The sequence below is a fragment of the Nostoc sp. LEGE 12447 genome (assembly GCF_015206985.1).
GTDB lineage: Bacteria > Cyanobacteriota > Cyanobacteriia > Cyanobacteriales > Nostocaceae > Nostoc.
The window spans coordinates 405,906-422,134 of record NZ_JADEXT010000001.1; the positions used below are offsets into that span (position 1 = coordinate 405,906).

Sequence of the window (16,229 nt, forward strand, 5' to 3'; positions counted from 1 at the left end):
GAGTGACAAAAAAGGGCTATTCTTTCAAGCTAATTGTCTTTTTTTCTTCAGCCATATTCCCAACAAGCCAGCAATTGCTATTCCTCCAAGACTTGATGGCTCAGGCACAGACAGAGATTTTACACTCACATTATCTAAGTATAAAAAACCATAGCTAGCTCTACCACCCAACTTTAACTCTGTAGATGATTTTGTTGCCAAAAAATTCAAGTCATATTGTGTGAAAGGACTTCCAGCAACATTTATAGTATTTATTTTATCAAAGACTTTATTTCCATCGACAAATGCCTGAAATATGTTATCAACTTGACTGCTATCTTCGTCTGTTCCTAAAAAGAAACTGAGATTATAGTTACTACCGATAGTTGTAGCTAAATTCTGGGATATATAAGCAGGATTTACAAACGAACCAATCGATAAACCTTGATTACCACTCTCATACTGAGGAAAATTGTTAATTCTAATCCCTGATGTATCGATCGGATCGCCAGATTTGATCCAGTCTGTAATATTAGGATTTGGAACATTGGGGTTGTTAGGATCTACGAGAGGATCAAGTTCAAAGCTTCCGTTCCTAACAAGTTCTACTGCTTGTGCTGCTGTATTATAAATATTGGTAATCACAGCTGTGCTAGCTAAGGTAGTAGTAACACTAAAAACAATAATTGAGAGTTTTTTGGTTAAATTCATCAAACTTGACTCCAAATAATTCAAAATCACAACAACGTAATGCATCAAATATCTTCAGATCCCCCTTATAAGGCTTAATGGGGGGGATCTTGATACAACCTAATACTTTACAAATATCCTCTAAGGTGATGAAGCAGCTTACATTTTGACCTATAGTTCATTGTTGTCCTTCATCTTCAGGTGCTGCTTTGACACTCACATCATCCAAATATAAAAATGCATACTTGGCTAGAGAACCAAACTTTATCTCTGTAGATGTTCCTTCCGCTTCAAAATCTAACTTGTATTCTGTGTAGGCTTGGTAGGCAATATTCTTTTTGGAAGAAACCTTCTCACCATTTACAAATACGTGAAGTTTATTATCAAGATTGGGTGCTTCCTCTATGGATGCTAAATAGTAAGTAAGTTGATAGTGTTGACCAGGAACTGTAGGGATAGTCTGTGATATGTAAGCAATACTTGAAAATGCACCAAGCGATAAACCTTGATTACCAGTATGAGGAAAGTTGCTAATCGTAACACCAGATGCAGCTGTTGGATCGCCAGATTTAACCCATCCTGTAACATTAGAGTTTAAAATGTTGGGATCATTAATATCTGCGAGAGGATCTATTTCAAATCCCCCGTTGTTAATCAGTTCTTGTCCTTCCGCTTGTGCTGTCGATTTATAAGTATTGGTAAGCACAGCAGTATGAAGAAAGGCAGTGGTCAAACTACAAACAATAATTGAGAGTTTTTTAGTGAACTTCACGAGATATTACTCCAAATAGTTCAAAATTCACGACAACGACTACTTAATTGATTTACTTTGTGGTAATTAAGGCGCAAGAAACCCATAATTATTTTTGAAAATATTCTGAGCAGTAGTACCAGTTAAGTAGTTAGAAAAACTCTGTGCGGTCGTTAAAACTGTAGTTCTGGTGAGTATACCCAATGGATAGACAATCGGATTGCTCTCTGTTGTTAGAGCAGTTTCTACAACTCTTACTTTGTTAGAAAGAGCAGCATCAGTTTTGTAAACTGCACCTGCATCGATAGTTTTATTTACACCTCCAACTACAAGAGTTTTATTTTCAACAGCAGTTAAAACGTTACGCACATTGCTAGCAAGGTATAACTTAGGGTTGAGAGTAGTGAAAATACCCCGGCTAGTGAGAACTTGTTTGGTATAATTTCCTGCTGGCACAAGTGGAGGAGTACCTGTATAGTCACCTATGGCAATACCAGTAATATTGGCATTGGTCAAACCATTGAAGCTGGTGAGAGCAGCGCTACCAGCACTAACAGGAGGTGTCGTAGGGGCAATCAAGACTAGACGATTTCTGACAACGTTTTTACGGCTACCTGCTACCAACTTACTTGGGCTTGCATTCTGCAAGACATCTATTTGGTCGGTAGCAGCTGAAATGAAAATATCTGCTGGGGCTCCTGCTTGTATTTGACTCAGCAAGGTACCAGAAGCTCCAAATGTATAAACAATGTTGATAGTCGGGTTAGCATTTTGGAATTGGGTTTTAATTGCATTCAGTGCGTTTGTTAAGCTGACAGCCGCATACACGTTAAGTGTGGTTGTGGAGCTTGCTGGCGATAAATGGACAAATTGAAAGCCTATTACCAACATCATGCTGGTAACTGCTGTAGCTATCCAAGCAATAAGTCTTCTTCTGTTCATGAAAGTTATAGTTTGGGGAAATATTAGCTGAATGTGTCATTTTTGACATAAATACATTACATACAGACAACAGAAATCAACTGCACTGAATGCAGAGGATATGGATAAATCTCATTTAGAGAGAGTTTTGACGTAATTGCTACGCACTAAAAATTCTGGAAATAAACAAACGGACTCGCAATTGCTAAAAGCATTAGTTATGATGAGCCGTTATTATTTCCAAGTAGAATTACACAAACAAAAAGTGAAATGTATTTAGTGATGAAATAATATCAGTTAAACACGAATATTACCAATATTTTTGGTTATAAAATCCTGACAAAAAGCTTAGTAAGGGAAATTAAACTTTAAAAACACCCTGAATTACTTATCCAGTACAGGTTTTTTGTAAAAATCTATTTTAGTATTTTTTACCAACAAAGTAGTTTTAAACAAGTTATTGCCTAATTTAGTTGGTAATTAAGCTGGTGTACTAGTGCTGTACTAACACTAGTGAAAAGCGATCGCACTTACCGATGCAATACTGCTCGGTTAAGGATTTTTAACTCAGAATTGGGTTTGGGGTAAAGGTTAAAGGTTTTTTCTTTCCCCTTCCCCCTTTTCCCCTTAACCGACAAGTATTGCTTACCGATGTGTAAAAAAGGAGCGATATCTGCGGCGGTAAACCACGAATCCAGGAGTGCTTGTAACTCATCTATTTAGATTAACTACATATAATTCTCTGTGTGTATAAAAATATATATAAACTTTTATGCTATCAATAAAAAAATTAATTTGGCATACATCTAACGATAGATAGCTTTTATGGAAAAATAGTTTAGATTTGTAACAGGTTACACAGAACTAGGTAAAACACATGGCCAACATAATTGACACTGCCACTAACAATGGTTCTTTCAAGACACTAGTTGCAGCAATCCAAGCGGCTGGTCTGGTAGATACACTGAAAGGTGATGGCCCATTCACCGTCTTCGCACCCACAGATGAAGCATTTAACAAGCTTCCAGCAGGTACAGTAGACGCATTACTGAAAGATATTCCAAAGCTCAAGAAAATCTTGACCTATCATGTAGTCTCAGGAAAGGTACTGGCTGCTGATGTAGCTAAACTGAAGACAGCTAAAACAGTTGAAGGTTCAGATGTAAAAATTGACGCTTCTAATGGCGTTAAAATCAATGATGCAACAGTTGCAGCAGCAGATGTTGCTGCTGACAACGGTGTCATCCACGTAATTGACACAGTTTTGATTCCTGCATAAACAAACTTCAGAATAGCGAATGCTATTTCTGGGGCGGCGACTACCCATAGTCGTTTCTTGATTAAAATCTGGTTGAATGTTTTTTAGTAAACACCAACTACCAACAAATCCATCTAGATATTGTCTAGATGGATTTATTGTTTTATGTCTGTGGAGACGTTGCAATTGCTAGCCTCTCTTAATTAGGTGTAATCAAATTTTTAGTTTTGCCAAACCTAAATAACGGATACCTTCGGGGGAAATGTCAAAACGGCAAGGTAGGACTTCTAAACCAAGAGCGATCGCATCCCGTAATAATTTACCATAGACAGGATCTGTGCGATCGCCAGGGGAGAACTCGATACAATCACCGCGATTGATAAAGTAAAGCATCACCGCACGAGTTAGAGGTAGTAGCGCTATTAGTTCTCGCAAGTGTTTTTGTCCTCTTGTAGTTTCCGTGTCAGGAAATAAAGCTAATCTTCCCTCAGACAAAGTTGTATTTTTCACCTCTAAATAAATCGGGCGTTCCTCATCACTCCCCGTCAAGAAAAAATCCACTCGACTTTTTTTATCTAGCCCATAAACCACCTCACCCTTGATTTGGCTATAGTCGCCCAATTCTGGAAAAAGGTGTTTCGCCAAAGCTAGCTTTACCACCCGATTGGGCAAAAAAGTATTTATGCCTACCCAAGTCGGCTCATTATCATGTACCTGAATTAGCTCTAAAGTGTAAGCCAATTTGCGGTTAAGATTATCACTTTTGGAAAGCTGTACAGCACTTTGCACAGTTGATACTCCAGTCATTGGCCCTGTGTTGGGACAATGTGCTGTCACTATTTCGCCAGAAGTAAGTTGAACTTCAGCAAAAAACCGCTTGTAACGCTTGAGTAAAATACCCGGATACAAAGGTGGGTAACGATAAAGCCAATCCATCATTATAAAACCTTGTTGCTGCTAGTAAATATACGTCGATTCCTTAACCACCTAACTCTCAACAGCAAATCTCTTCAGCAGCGACTCCCCACTGTCACAAAAATCAAGCAACTTCACATATCATGAATTGTCAATTTTTGTAGTTAAATTGACAACATAGTAATAAAAAGTAGCATATACTCAGTGTTATAAGCCTTCCATAAAAAATCTGGGAGACTTCCAACGTGCAAGGAGGTAAATCCTATGCAAAAAGTGTGGACAGCGACGGAATTAGAATATGCTTTTCTATTTACTTTAAGAAAAGTAAATTCCATCAATCTAGAGGGTTTCAAGCCATTTTTTAGTAATATGCCTGTTGACCCTTATATCAAAGGCAATTATCGTTCCAGAAGATTATCTCGGTTCACTGTTTCTGGAAACGAGTTAATCAAATTACCTCATGGCTACTTTTTTCAAAGTAAAGAATATAATCCATTAGTAGGTGACATAAAAAGAGAGTTTGCAGAATTAGATGATGCACTCATAAAACTTGATATTTTTAGAAATCTTGTTTTAGCATTTAGTGATTCTTGTAAACTTCATCCTGAAGCTGAAATCGGAGTTCATCAAATAAGAATTAGTTGTTCACCAGACAATTTTAGTAATCCAGCACCTGAAGGTATCCATCAAGATGGTACTGATTTTATTGGCGTATTTTCAGTAGATAGAGATAATATCCAAGGTGGAGAAACACATTTATATACTGCCAAAAAAGAAAAACCTGTGTTTAGCAAAGTTCTAAATCCGGGGGAACTATTATTGGTCAACGACCATGAATTTTTCCACTTTGCAAATCCGATAAAACCAGAAACTAATGGTCAAGGAAGTTGGGATATTTTTGTACTAACTTCTCCTAGCTTACTTTCAGAATAATTTTAGTTAACTGTAAATATTTGACAATCTACGATATGTGGGGAATTGAATGTAGTCATTTCCCCAGTTTTTTTATTTGGAATTGGAAATAATTAGGCTGATAGTGGTTTATCTATAGCAACCCTATCTGATTTGTGAAAATTCTCACTGTCCAGATCCCCGACTTCTTAAAGAAGTCGGGGATCTAACTTTTCACGAATGATTTAGGATTGCTATAGTTGCCATATCAGTTAATATATCTCCAATCTGGAGGTGTACAATCTTTAATTGGGTAAATCCCCCTGAGAAAATTTCCGGGATGTGTTCGTTTTAATTCATTGCAAATCCGAAATCAAGCAAAGCCATGCTGAATACTTAAAATATTAAGAGTAAGTGGATAGGTTAGGCCACGAAGCAAGCTTGCTGAAATTCAACTAACTGAATCAACCAAACAAATGCTATGAATGACGAATTTTACAATAGAGGATTAGAAAAGGCTAGACGAAAAGACTACGCCGGAGCAATTGAGGAATTTAACCATGCTTTACAACTAACACCTTACTTTACCGAAGCTTACTTACAACGAGGTTTGGCATATTATGACTCAGGAGCAATCCTTAAAGCTGTTTCAGATTATACCGAAGCTCTGAAATTTAATCCTGAGAGTGTAGAGGCGTATTATTGCCGTGGATTGGCTAGGGTGGCGCTGAAAAACTTACCGGGGGCGCTAGAAGATGTTGAACGCGCGATTCGTCTCAATCTTAATTATGCTGCGGCTTATAATCTGCGGGGAATGGTGCGGCGCAAACAGGGTTATATTCAAGATGCGATCGCTAACTTTAAAAAAGCAGCACAATTATATCTAGAACAACAGGATAAAGAGAATTGTCGCCTGTGTCTGGAACGAATTAAACAGCTACAACCCCAAGAATTACCTGTAGTACAGCAATCACGTTCCACCAATGCACCAGTTTTATCCACCAATGATTATTTCACGCAATTATTAGAAAAGGCTGAAAAGGGAGATACCCAAGAGGCATTGGCAGATTTAAACTGGGTATTGAAAGCCGATTCACAAGATGCCCAAGCTTACTGCTGTCGTGGGGTTGTGCGTTGTAAAATGGGAAATTATCGTGAAGCGATCGCAGATTTTAATCAAGCATTGCGACTAAATTTTCAAGATGCCATTGTCTATCGCAACCGAGGTAAAGCCCGTTCTATATTGGGAGATCATCAAGGTGCGATCGCGGATCTTAACCAAGCACTCCAAATCCAACCACAAGATCCTTTAGTCTATATTGCCAGAGGTAATGCCTATCGGACAACGGGCAACTATCTCGGTGCAATTCAAGATTACACCCAAGCATTGCAAATCAATCCTGATGATGCTCAAGCTTACTACAATCGTGGCATTGCCTATACTTGTTTAGAAGAAATGCAAAATGCCGTGGAAGATTATCAACGGGCGGCGAGTATTTTTTGTGAACAAGAAGACTGGGGAAATTATCAACAAGTTTTAAGTCGCCTAGAAAAAATCCAGAAATTTAGTCCACAGTCAAAAAAGCAAAAATATAACTTGCTACATCAGCGACTTTTGCGAATGGTTGGGGGATATTGGGAAATTGCCGAACGATTGATTCAGCAGAAACAGGATTACCATCCTGGAATGTCAGACGAGTGGTATTTGCAAAAAGTGATTGATGATCTAGAACGCGATCGCGGTAGATAAAAATGAAGGAGACAAGAGGCAGGGCACATACTTCTCGGTTAAGGGGAAAAGGGAAGGGGAAAGAAAAAACCTTTAACCCTTACCCTTTTCCCTTTACCCAAAATCCGATTCCGAATTAAAAATGCTTAATCGAGAAGTATTGAGAGGCAGGAGGAAAACTGGCCTCTGCAAAAACTATTTTCATTCATAAATGCCACTAGCTATACACATAAATACACCCGTACAAATGTACGGGTGAAAATGCGATCAATCACTTGCGATTGGCTTATGCGTTACCACCTTTAACTAACTACCGCTTCAGCTTTTTCCTCGGCTTTTTCCTTGACTAGCACATAAGGCTGTTCTGCACCTTGTGCTAAATATTCAGCTAGCTGACTTTCAATTTGATCGCGCACAATTTGACGATACTCTAGAAAATGCTCGTTGTGGGCGCAAGCAGAAATGTAATGCTCAATCACTCCAGGGTTACGCTTGAGAATGCTAAACAAATGGTGCCAGAATTTCCAACGGGTTTCCCGTTTGATTCCTTGTCGCCAAATTACAATCAGCAAGGCTTTTACAACTATCCACTCTGGCATCTTTGCTGGCGCTTTCCAACTCGGTAAACCCATCATTAAGAAACAGCGATAGGTACGATCCAAGTAATTTACTGGGTCGTATAAAGTACAAAAGGCTTCAACATATTCTCTAGCAAGTTCTTCTAACGGACGGGTGGGCAAGAAGTTCATCAATGTTGTTTGGTTGATGTTTCCATCTTGATTTTCCCGTAGTCGTCCTTCTTTTTTCAGGCGATGCCAAAGCGCGGTGTTAGGTAACGCTTGCAACATTGCAAAGGTAGTAGAGGGAATAGCTGCTTGTTCAGCAAAGCGGACAATGCGATCGCCTGCGCCTGCTTTTTCGCCATCAAAGCCGATAATAAACCCAGCCATTGGGCGCAATCCTGCTTTGATGATGGTTTCCACCGCCTCAGTTAAAGAACTGCGAGTGTTTTGAAACTTCTTGGTCATTTGCAAACTATCCTCATCCGGCGTTTCAATTCCCAAAAACACCGCCGAGAAACCAGACTCAACCATCAACTCCAACATTTCTGCGTCTTGGGCTAAGTCAATTGAAGCTTCAGTGTCAAATCGGAAGGGATACTTGTGTTCTGCCATCCAGACTTTTAACTCTTTCAGCAACAATTTCACATTTCGCTTGTTGCCAATAAAGTTGTCATCCACCATGAACACACCCCGCCGCCAACCCAATTCGTAGAGGCAATCTAACTCTGCTAACAATTGTGCTGGGGTTTTGGTGCGTGGTTTGCGCCCGTAGAGAACAATAATGTCGCAAAATTCGCACTGGAAGGGACACCCGCGCGAAAACTGCACCGACATCATGTCATAAGCATCCAATTCTAATAAATCAAAGCGGGGTATTGGTGTGCTTGTGACATCAGGTTTTTCTGTGGCGCGGAAAGTTCCAGAAGTTTCACCCCGTTGAATTGCCTCAATAAACATGGGCAGAGTGATTTCTCCTTCATCCAGAATCAGAAAATCTGCGCCAACATTTTCAACTTCGTGAGGTACAGAGGTGGGGTAGGGGCCGCCGACTGCGACTAACTTGCCACGTTTTTTGGCTTCCTGGATTTGTTCAAGTAAATCTTGTTTCTGGACAATCATCGCAGAGAGAATTACTACATCTGCCCATGCCCACTCTTCTTCTGTTGCTGCACGGATGTTGCGATCTACCAGCTTGAATTCCCATTCTTGGGGCAGAATCGCCGCTACTGTGACTAAACCCAGAGGTGGTAATAAAACTTTGCGATCAACTAACTCTAAGATTTTTTCATAAGACCAAAAAGTTTTAGGAAATATTGGATACACTAACAAGATTCGCATGTAGTATCAATCCTCACACTTTGATTGTTATCCCACTCTAACGAAAATAAAGAGCTATTGACTTTTTATTAAAGTTGTTTTATCTTACCACCGATATTTTTCCCTTTAATCGGCGGCTAGCGACTGGAATTCTTGCAGCTAATCGGCAAAAAGAAAAGCATGTTGAAACAGGAATCAGGAGATTTCTGGTTTCTCTAACTACCACCAGGCTACAAACTAAATTCATATCAGTAGGACTTAGGCCAATACGGTTCAGTTAAGACGGGATAAATCGCTGTCTCTACAAAGGACTGATTATTGTAAAGACGGCGATTTATCCCGTCTTTGCGATCTGGGGCGTGTCATCAAAAAACCTTATCCGAACCCTATTGGGACTTAGGCAACTGTCATAGGCGATCGCCTGTGTGTTAAATATTATCACTAAAATTTGTAAAGAATTTAATCGTCTAAAATCCTGAATAGATATCCAAACCTTTGATTTAAAGGCTTTACAGACTGATATTATCACCATCTACTAATTATATTTCTTGAAAAAGACTCCACACTTATAATAAATATTCTCATTTAGCTGTATCGTAAAAATAGAAGCAAATTAGAAAATAAGTGTAGTGCTTCAGAATAAATCAATCAGATGATCGCACGATGGCTCCCAAAAGCTTTTGCACAAAGTTTCAAGATTCTCCTTGCCGTTACATTTATCAGTACTATATTTCCTGTGGTTGCATCCGAAGATAAGTCCAGTTACGGTAATCAACCTAACCTACTTCAAACTGAGATTACACAGCAGGATCTCAAAATCATTGAGCAATTAGTAGCTATTGCTGAACGCAACTCAGCCCAAGTGTTAGAAACAAAAGCTGCAATGGGATTAAATGCTTTTAGGGATGTCGTAGCTATCGAATTATCTCCGGGTCTAACTACAGTTTCAACATCACCCAATTCCCCATCTGAACGCTCAAATAGCTTTTCCTTAACCGTCACAGTTGACCCGATTAAATTTATCAGTACTTTTCAACAACTTCCTATTTTACGAGCTCGTTGGCAGGAAGCTAGACAGCAGAAAAGGTTAGCTATCATACAATACTATGTTGCTTATCTCCAAGCGCGTCAAGCAGCTTTAATTGCCACTTATCAAATACAAAAATTTACTGGAGGCTCAGGTATTGCCAGCCTTTATTCCCAAGCAACTTTTCCTAAGAATGTCAATCATCTTGCTAATCCTGATTACATTGCAGCTGCAACGTCTACATTAGAAGCAAACACACGTGAACGATTGACATTGGAAGAACTGGCAGCTTGTGTCGGCTTATCTTTGCAAGAAATGACCGTTATCATTAGCAAATAATAGATATTTTCTCAATCAGCACGTTCCACGCCACTAATTTTTAAAACATCACTCATGGTTGCACAATAATTTGGCAAGCCAAAACTATTGGGATTTATGAATTTTTCATAAGTGAAATGACGATAATTCATACAAAATCTATCCCAAGCAGCCATCTGAATGCGGAATAGAACAATAATCAAATTAGCCAATGCTATAGATATAGGAATGCGAAAGTAAATCTTTTTGCCCAGATAAGCACAAACTTCTTCTACTGCTTGATTAGCAGTTAACGGTGCTTGACCCAAAACAAGCCGACGTGGTTGATCGTTCTCGGCAGGATGATCAATTAAATATCGTACTACAGTGGCAATATCTCGTCCGTGGATAAAGTGAAAACTGCCATCTGCTTCCAAACAGCGAATTAAATTAATATATTTCGTCACTTCTGGAATACCAGATGTGACAGCAGAATAAGGTTTATTCGCATCACCACCTAACACTACAGTAGGAAATACTGTGGTAATTTTAGGTGCGATCGCTAATTTTTCTTTTTTCTCTAAGCACTCATATTTAGAACGGATATAATCTGTCCCAATTTCCCCGGCTTCTTTTAATGGTTGATTGTAGTGATCCAAAACGCTAGCTGTCGAAAAATAAATCACCTGCTGGCAACGTTCTGGATCTAGCAGTTCGAGCAACTCTATAGTCTTGACGACATTAATATCAAATGTTTTATCACCACCCCAAGCTGTGGCGGTGAGTACCGCCGTATCAATTGTGGATAGTAAATCGGCAAACTGGCGAATATTTTGCATATCACCTTCTAAAACGTTGATACCTGAACGGGCTTTAGTATCAACTTGTAGTTTGCTTGGGTTCCTAACTAGCAGATACAGTTCGTGATCTGTTTCTTTAATTAAGGCTTCTGTTAAATAATGACCTATACAACCACTTGCACCAGTCACTAAGATGCGTTTCTGGCTCATAAAAATTTATCAAACGTTAGGAGTTAAAACTAAAGAGTTAAGAATAAAGTTAAAAGTTCCAATTGCAACTAATAACTTATAACTCTGGAAATTTTAGATTTTGAATTTTGGATTTTGGATTGAAAGAAAAATCTAAAATCTAAAATCTAAAATCTAAAATTGTATGACTCCTAACTCTTAACTCCTGCAAGATTCAATTCCTTTGCGGTTTCAAAGAAGAAAGCGACATTTTCTTCGGGAGTTTCTGGAAGGACACCATGACCCAGATTGAGAATATGACCCCAATTACCAGCTTTGCGAACGGTATCGAGAATGCGATCGCGGATAAACTGTTTAGAACCGAATAGCACGCCTGGGTCAAGATTTCCTTGAACTTTGACTTGCTTACCCAATCTTGCCCGTGCATCTGCCATATCCACTGCCCAGTCTACACTGACAATATCAGCGCCAGATTGTGCCATTCTTTCCAACACACCCGCACTACCGCTAACTAGCAAAATCAATGGTGTATCGGGATGGGTTTGTTTGACTTGCTGGAAAACTCGTTGCTGATAGGGGAGAGCAAAGGTGTCATAATCTTGAGGACTCAATTGACCCGCCCAAGAATCGAACATTTGCACAACTTGAGCGCCAGAGTCAATTTGGTAGCGGGCATAGATGGCGATCGCATCTGCTAATTTAGTTAGCAGTTGATGCAGTATCGTCGGATCTGAGAATGCCATGTTTTTGATGATGGAGTAGGTTTTAGAACCTTTTCCCTCAACTGCATAAGCTGCTAATGTCCACGGCGCACCCACAAAGCCTAACACTGTTGATTTATCGCCTACTTCAGAACGCAAAGCTTGTAAAATTGTCTTGATAAATGGTAGAGCTGCTTCTGGTTCTAAGGGATGCAGACGATCAATTTGTTCTTGAGTGCGGAGGGGGGAGTGAATGATTGGCCCTTTACCTTCCGCAATATCCATGTCAATGCCCAAACCAGGTAATGGGGTGACAATATCAGAAAATAAAATTACTCCATCTGGTTGGAAGGCTTTCCACGGTTGCAAGGAAACTTCAATTGCTACATCTGGAATTTCCGAGCGATCGCGAAACGAAGGATACTTCTCTCTTAAGTCTCGATATGCTTTCATATATCGTCCCGCTTGTCGCATCATCCATACAGGGGGACGATCTACTACTTCACCGCGAGCAGCCCGTAAGAGATGAGGAGTTGTTGAAGGAAGACCCATTTATCACTTCATCCTAAGTCACAATTTTTATGCCACTGTTTAGCTTATCATTCTAGGATTACGCTTTTTCAACAGGTTGGCAGCAAAAGGGTAATGGTAGGGCAAACGCATCTAAATTGATTGCTCTCGATCGCAACTAAGTTAAGAAACAACGAAAAAATCAGCATTTCTCGTTTGGTTTAGTTTCCAAGTCTCAAAGCGATGTCTACGATGGAATTCACCTAAAGCTTTAGCAACAAGCATCGGCTAATGAGGTTTTATTTGCAATATACTGCTCTTATTGACATAATGCAGCCGCCCTGCACAACCTATTGAACACTCGTTAATAGAGCTTCTATCACTAAATATATTTCAATTATCTAACTAAGTAGAAATAAAAAATGTTTTCAAAGTTTTATATATAAATATAAACTTAAATATTAAAAAATAATGAGATTAAAAATACGTTCTTCAGGGATTTTCTTTCTCATGAATGATTTAGGATTACTAGAGTAGCCTCTTATCTTTTGGAAGTCTAAAAACGATTCGTACTGCATAAAGAATGCTGTGATGTCGTCGCCAAGCTGTAAAAAGTAAAAAATGTATATCGAAGCACAACCTCGATACACATCATTCAAGGACTTTCAACAGGTATCCTGATAATCGCAACTAAGGTTAAAAGATTATTTATAAAGTAAAAATAAAATTTCTGTAGGGAAGCCACTGCGTTGGGTGATACGCACTTGTACCCCTAGGGGGAAGCAAGCTATGCTCTTAACATTTCCAAAAGCTAGCAACTGTCGTTGTGTTAGGTATATATCTATGACGGGCGACTCTTAACCCTTTAGCAATAAGCTTAAGTTAATGAGATTAGTTCCGAGTTTATTGACAATTTACCGCTATTATTGACATAATAGACTCCCTTTTAGAGAGTGGTAAATAATAGAAAATAGGGACTGACGAGTGAGAAATAGGATAAAACAAGAATCAATATTTAACTGAGGAGTGGGCATTACCCATTCTCCCCCTATCTTGTTAATCTCCCTATTCCCTCGCTACCCTAATTTCTTATGGAAACTGACTCTAATAGTCCTGATCGTGTTGGGTCTGCTAAAAACGAGCTTAATTCAGGAAACTTTTTGATTCTGCGATCGCAGCGACAGAGGTTCTTTATTCAGTTTACCTTAATGACCCTGATTGGATGGGTTGTGGGTGGCGTTGCCAGTATCGCCTTAGAGAAAATTATTCTCCAAAACTTACCGGGTATTGCTCTCCAGACACAAACATGGAGTATTTTGGTCAGAAGTCTCAGTAATGTTGTATTTGCCGTAATTTTTGCTGCTGACCAAGCCCTGATTGTTTACCGATATTTACCGGGTTTACAATGGCTATTTGCGACTAGCGTCGGTTGGCTGATTGCCAACGGTGTTTCTACAGCCTGGATTAACTACATTTCATCCATAGCCTCATCATCACCTGAAGAAACTTTTATTTTCGGATTTTTATCTGCGATCGCATATATAATTTCGGGTGTTTGGCTAGGGCTTTGCCAATGGCTGGTACTGAGACGATATACAGCAGGTATTTGGTGGTGGAATTTTCTACCCTCAATTTCTTTCTTACTAATTACTATTTTGGTTTGGATGCTTTTTCTGGTGCAAAATCTGATTCCAGAAGCAAGCCGTAATTTCATATTGTATTGGAGTGGACAAGGGCTTACAGCAGTCATACTGGGAGCTATACCAGCAATTGGTTTGTGTACATTAAAAAGAAATCCACATCGCTAAACTAGAGTTTCTTCAGGATTTTCATTTGCCATCCCAAATAAGTTCTAAACGTTCTTGTGCCGCCTTGAGTGCTTTTTCGGCAGACTCACCTAGTAATGTCGCCTCGATCGCTCGACCCAGACTGTCAGAAAGACGACTATATCCAGCAATAATTGGTCGAGGAAGTGATACAGATATCTGATCCATAAATACTTTTAAAACAGGTTTTTTGCTAATAAATTCCTTAAAAGCTTCACTTTGACCAGCTTTGATATTAACTGGTAAAAAACCCGTTCCGACACTCCATTCTTCTTGAAACTCTTCACTCAAAACATACTCCAAAAATTTGAGTGCTGCTTTCTCTCTTTCTGGCGTGGTCTTCATTAGATACAATATTCCCGTCGCTGTCACCGTAGCAGGCTCAACACTTGCAGGTATAGGGAACACTTGATAATCAACATTAGACTTCATGATATAAGTCCAGGGTCCTGTGATTTGCATCGCAACCCGGCCCGCGATAAAAGCATCCTCTTCATAACCACGTTCAGGAGGCGAAAGCATTACTGATCCATCTTTCATGAGGTTTTGCCAGAATTGCAAAGCACTAATAGCTGCCTGATTCATTAAATTCGGACGGTTATTTGTCACTACCTCGCCGCCAGCACCCAATAAAAAAGGAAACCAACTAAAGACAGTCCATTCTCCCTTTCCTAAAGGCAGCAACATTCCGTACTGTTCAGGTTTATTATCACCATTCCTGTCTATGGTCAGTTTTTTGGCGGCTTCCCTTAACTCTTCCCAAGTTTTAGGAATTTGCGTAATTCCGGCAGCTTGAAAAAGTTTAGGTCGGTAAAAAATCCCTAGATTGCTCGTGTAAAGTGGAATTGACCAAAGATGACCGTCTAATTTTAATTCCTCCAATAGGTTGGGGCTAATTTCCGACTTCAATGGCAATTTATCCAGCCATTCTTCTAAAGGTTGAATTGCCCCTAGTTCCATAAACTGACCTGTCAATTGAGGATCGAATGACAGAATATCTGGAGGTGTATTGCCCACAACTGCTGTTAATATTTTTGGCAATTGGGGTTGACCTATGAAGATAGATTCTACTTGGATATCAGTATGAGTTTGATTAAATTTATTTACTAGTTTGTTAAACACATCCCGATTAGCAGGAGGATTTATGGATTGCCATAAACTCAAATTAATTACTCTATCATTATTCTGGAATGTCCCCTGACAACCATATAAGAACATTAAAAATATACTCAGAATAATTCCTACCAGCGAAAGCCGCCAAGCAGAATGGGTCGTCTGGCGGAAAGTTTTTTGAATTTGGGATTTAAAAAGAGTAAATTTCATGCCAAGTCGTTAATCAATTGCATTATCTGAAGGATGAAAAGTAAAATACATAATTATGAATAATAAAGGATAATTGAAAACTTCATAGATAAATTAATAATGAGACTAAAAACTCCGTATGGAAGTATTTATGTTTATATATTTAATCTATTTTTATATGTGTTGAGTATCTATGAATTTACTCTTCTTAAAATACACCATAGTGTAGGCAATTTGATGAAGGTTAAATTGCTTACCTCTCAAATGTTCAAACTCATGTAAAGCTTTCTGATCCCGATTACCTGTGAGGTTGGTCAAACTTTGCGACTAAGACCCAAGTGTGACCAACCTTGATTTTGTGCAGGTTCGAAATAATTGGTATAATAATTTTTCCAATAACCGTAGTTACTCATCAGCATTATAATTATACCATTAGCGAGAACGCTGTCATAGAGAGTATTTGGGTTGTTTTATCCAAAATATTGAATCTCTAGCTGATGTATGGTAATTTTACACGTAAGAGTTGAGGTCAGTTTTGTAACTAAACTCTGAGATAAGAGAAC

13 protein-coding genes and 1 pseudogene are annotated in these 16,229 nt (G+C 39.0%); 5 read left to right on the plus strand and 9 right to left on the minus strand.

What is annotated here, in order from left to right; translation table 11 throughout:
- Window positions 1–24: 24 nt before the first annotated feature.
- The 3 genes from IQ274_RS01720 to modA all read right to left on the minus strand — a co-directional run bounded on the left by IQ274_RS01720 (window position 25) and on the right by modA (window position 2,362).
- Window positions 25–690 carry a PEP-CTERM sorting domain-containing protein gene (locus tag IQ274_RS01720; RefSeq protein ID WP_193867178.1) on the minus strand — a complete coding sequence of 222 codons (666 nt, stop codon included), beginning with the start codon at window positions 688–690 and terminating at the stop codon, window positions 25–27.
- 157 nt (window positions 691–847) lie between these two features.
- Window positions 848–1,441: a DUF642 domain-containing protein gene (locus IQ274_RS01725; protein WP_190935428.1), complete on the minus strand. Its 594-nt coding sequence runs from the start codon at window positions 1,439–1,441 to the stop codon at window positions 848–850.
- Window positions 1,442–1,507: 66 nt separating this feature from the next.
- A complete protein-coding gene (modA, locus tag IQ274_RS01730; protein ID WP_228057975.1) occupies window positions 1,508–2,362 on the minus strand; it encodes a molybdate ABC transporter substrate-binding protein in 855 nt (284 codons plus the stop codon).
- An 856-nt stretch (window positions 2,363–3,218) separates the two neighbouring features.
- Between modA and IQ274_RS01735 the strand changes: the two genes are divergently transcribed.
- The gene (locus IQ274_RS01735; protein WP_163936176.1) at window positions 3,219–3,620 is read left to right on the plus strand and encodes a fasciclin domain-containing protein; all 402 of its coding nucleotides are present in this window, start codon (window positions 3,219–3,221) and stop codon (window positions 3,618–3,620) included.
- Between the two features lie 192 nt (window positions 3,621–3,812).
- On the opposite strand, the gene sfsA is transcribed toward IQ274_RS01735, so the two are convergent.
- The gene (gene sfsA / locus IQ274_RS01740; RefSeq protein ID WP_193867179.1) at window positions 3,813–4,538 is read right to left on the minus strand and encodes a DNA/RNA nuclease SfsA; all 726 of its coding nucleotides are present in this window, start codon (window positions 4,536–4,538) and stop codon (window positions 3,813–3,815) included.
- Between the two features lie 240 nt (window positions 4,539–4,778).
- Here sfsA and IQ274_RS01745 point away from each other — a divergent pair, with 240 nt between their 5' ends.
- Complete coding sequence (locus IQ274_RS01745) at window positions 4,779–5,447, plus strand: 2OG-Fe dioxygenase family protein (RefSeq protein WP_193867180.1); 669 nt, start codon at window positions 4,779–4,781, stop codon at window positions 5,445–5,447.
- A gap of 2 nt (window positions 5,448–5,449) precedes the next feature.
- Here the strand turns inward: IQ274_RS01745 and IQ274_RS36240 are convergent.
- Window positions 5,450–5,569 (minus strand): annotated as a pseudogene (locus IQ274_RS36240) (DUF711 domain-containing protein); the annotation flags it as partial.
- A 317-nt stretch (window positions 5,570–5,886) separates the two neighbouring features.
- Between IQ274_RS36240 and IQ274_RS01750 the strand changes: the two are divergent.
- Window positions 5,887–7,155: a tetratricopeptide repeat protein gene (locus IQ274_RS01750; protein ID WP_193867181.1), complete on the plus strand. Its 1,269-nt coding sequence runs from the start codon at window positions 5,887–5,889 to the stop codon at window positions 7,153–7,155.
- A 281-nt stretch (window positions 7,156–7,436) separates the two neighbouring features.
- On the opposite strand, the gene IQ274_RS01755 is transcribed toward IQ274_RS01750, so the two are convergent.
- A complete protein-coding gene (locus IQ274_RS01755; RefSeq protein ID WP_163939331.1) occupies window positions 7,437–9,035 on the minus strand; it encodes a B12-binding domain-containing radical SAM protein in 1,599 nt (532 codons plus the stop codon).
- Between the two features lie 631 nt (window positions 9,036–9,666).
- Here IQ274_RS01755 and IQ274_RS01760 point away from each other — a divergent pair.
- A complete protein-coding gene (locus IQ274_RS01760; protein ID WP_163939333.1) occupies window positions 9,667–10,380 on the plus strand; it encodes a hypothetical protein in 714 nt (237 codons plus the stop codon).
- An 11-nt stretch (window positions 10,381–10,391) separates the two neighbouring features.
- Here IQ274_RS01760 and IQ274_RS01765 read toward each other — a convergent pair whose 3' ends face one another.
- A complete protein-coding gene (locus IQ274_RS01765) occupies window positions 10,392–11,348 on the minus strand; it encodes an NAD-dependent epimerase/dehydratase family protein (RefSeq protein ID WP_193867182.1) in 957 nt (318 codons plus the stop codon).
- A gap of 170 nt (window positions 11,349–11,518) precedes the next feature.
- On the minus strand, window positions 11,519–12,580 hold the full coding sequence (gene hemE, locus IQ274_RS01770; protein ID WP_163938415.1) for a uroporphyrinogen decarboxylase: 1,062 nt from the start codon (window positions 12,578–12,580) through the stop codon (window positions 11,519–11,521).
- Window positions 12,581–13,629: 1,049 nt separating this feature from the next.
- Between hemE and IQ274_RS01775 the strand changes: the two genes are divergently transcribed.
- A complete protein-coding gene (locus tag IQ274_RS01775) occupies window positions 13,630–14,346 on the plus strand; it encodes a hypothetical protein (protein ID WP_163938412.1) in 717 nt (238 codons plus the stop codon).
- Between the two features lie 21 nt (window positions 14,347–14,367).
- Here the strand turns inward: IQ274_RS01775 and IQ274_RS01780 are convergent, their stop codons facing one another.
- Window positions 14,368–15,687, minus strand: coding sequence for an ABC transporter substrate-binding protein (locus IQ274_RS01780; RefSeq protein ID WP_193867183.1), 1,320 nt, complete (start codon window positions 15,685–15,687; stop codon window positions 14,368–14,370).
- Window positions 15,688–16,229: the final 542 nt, after the last annotated feature.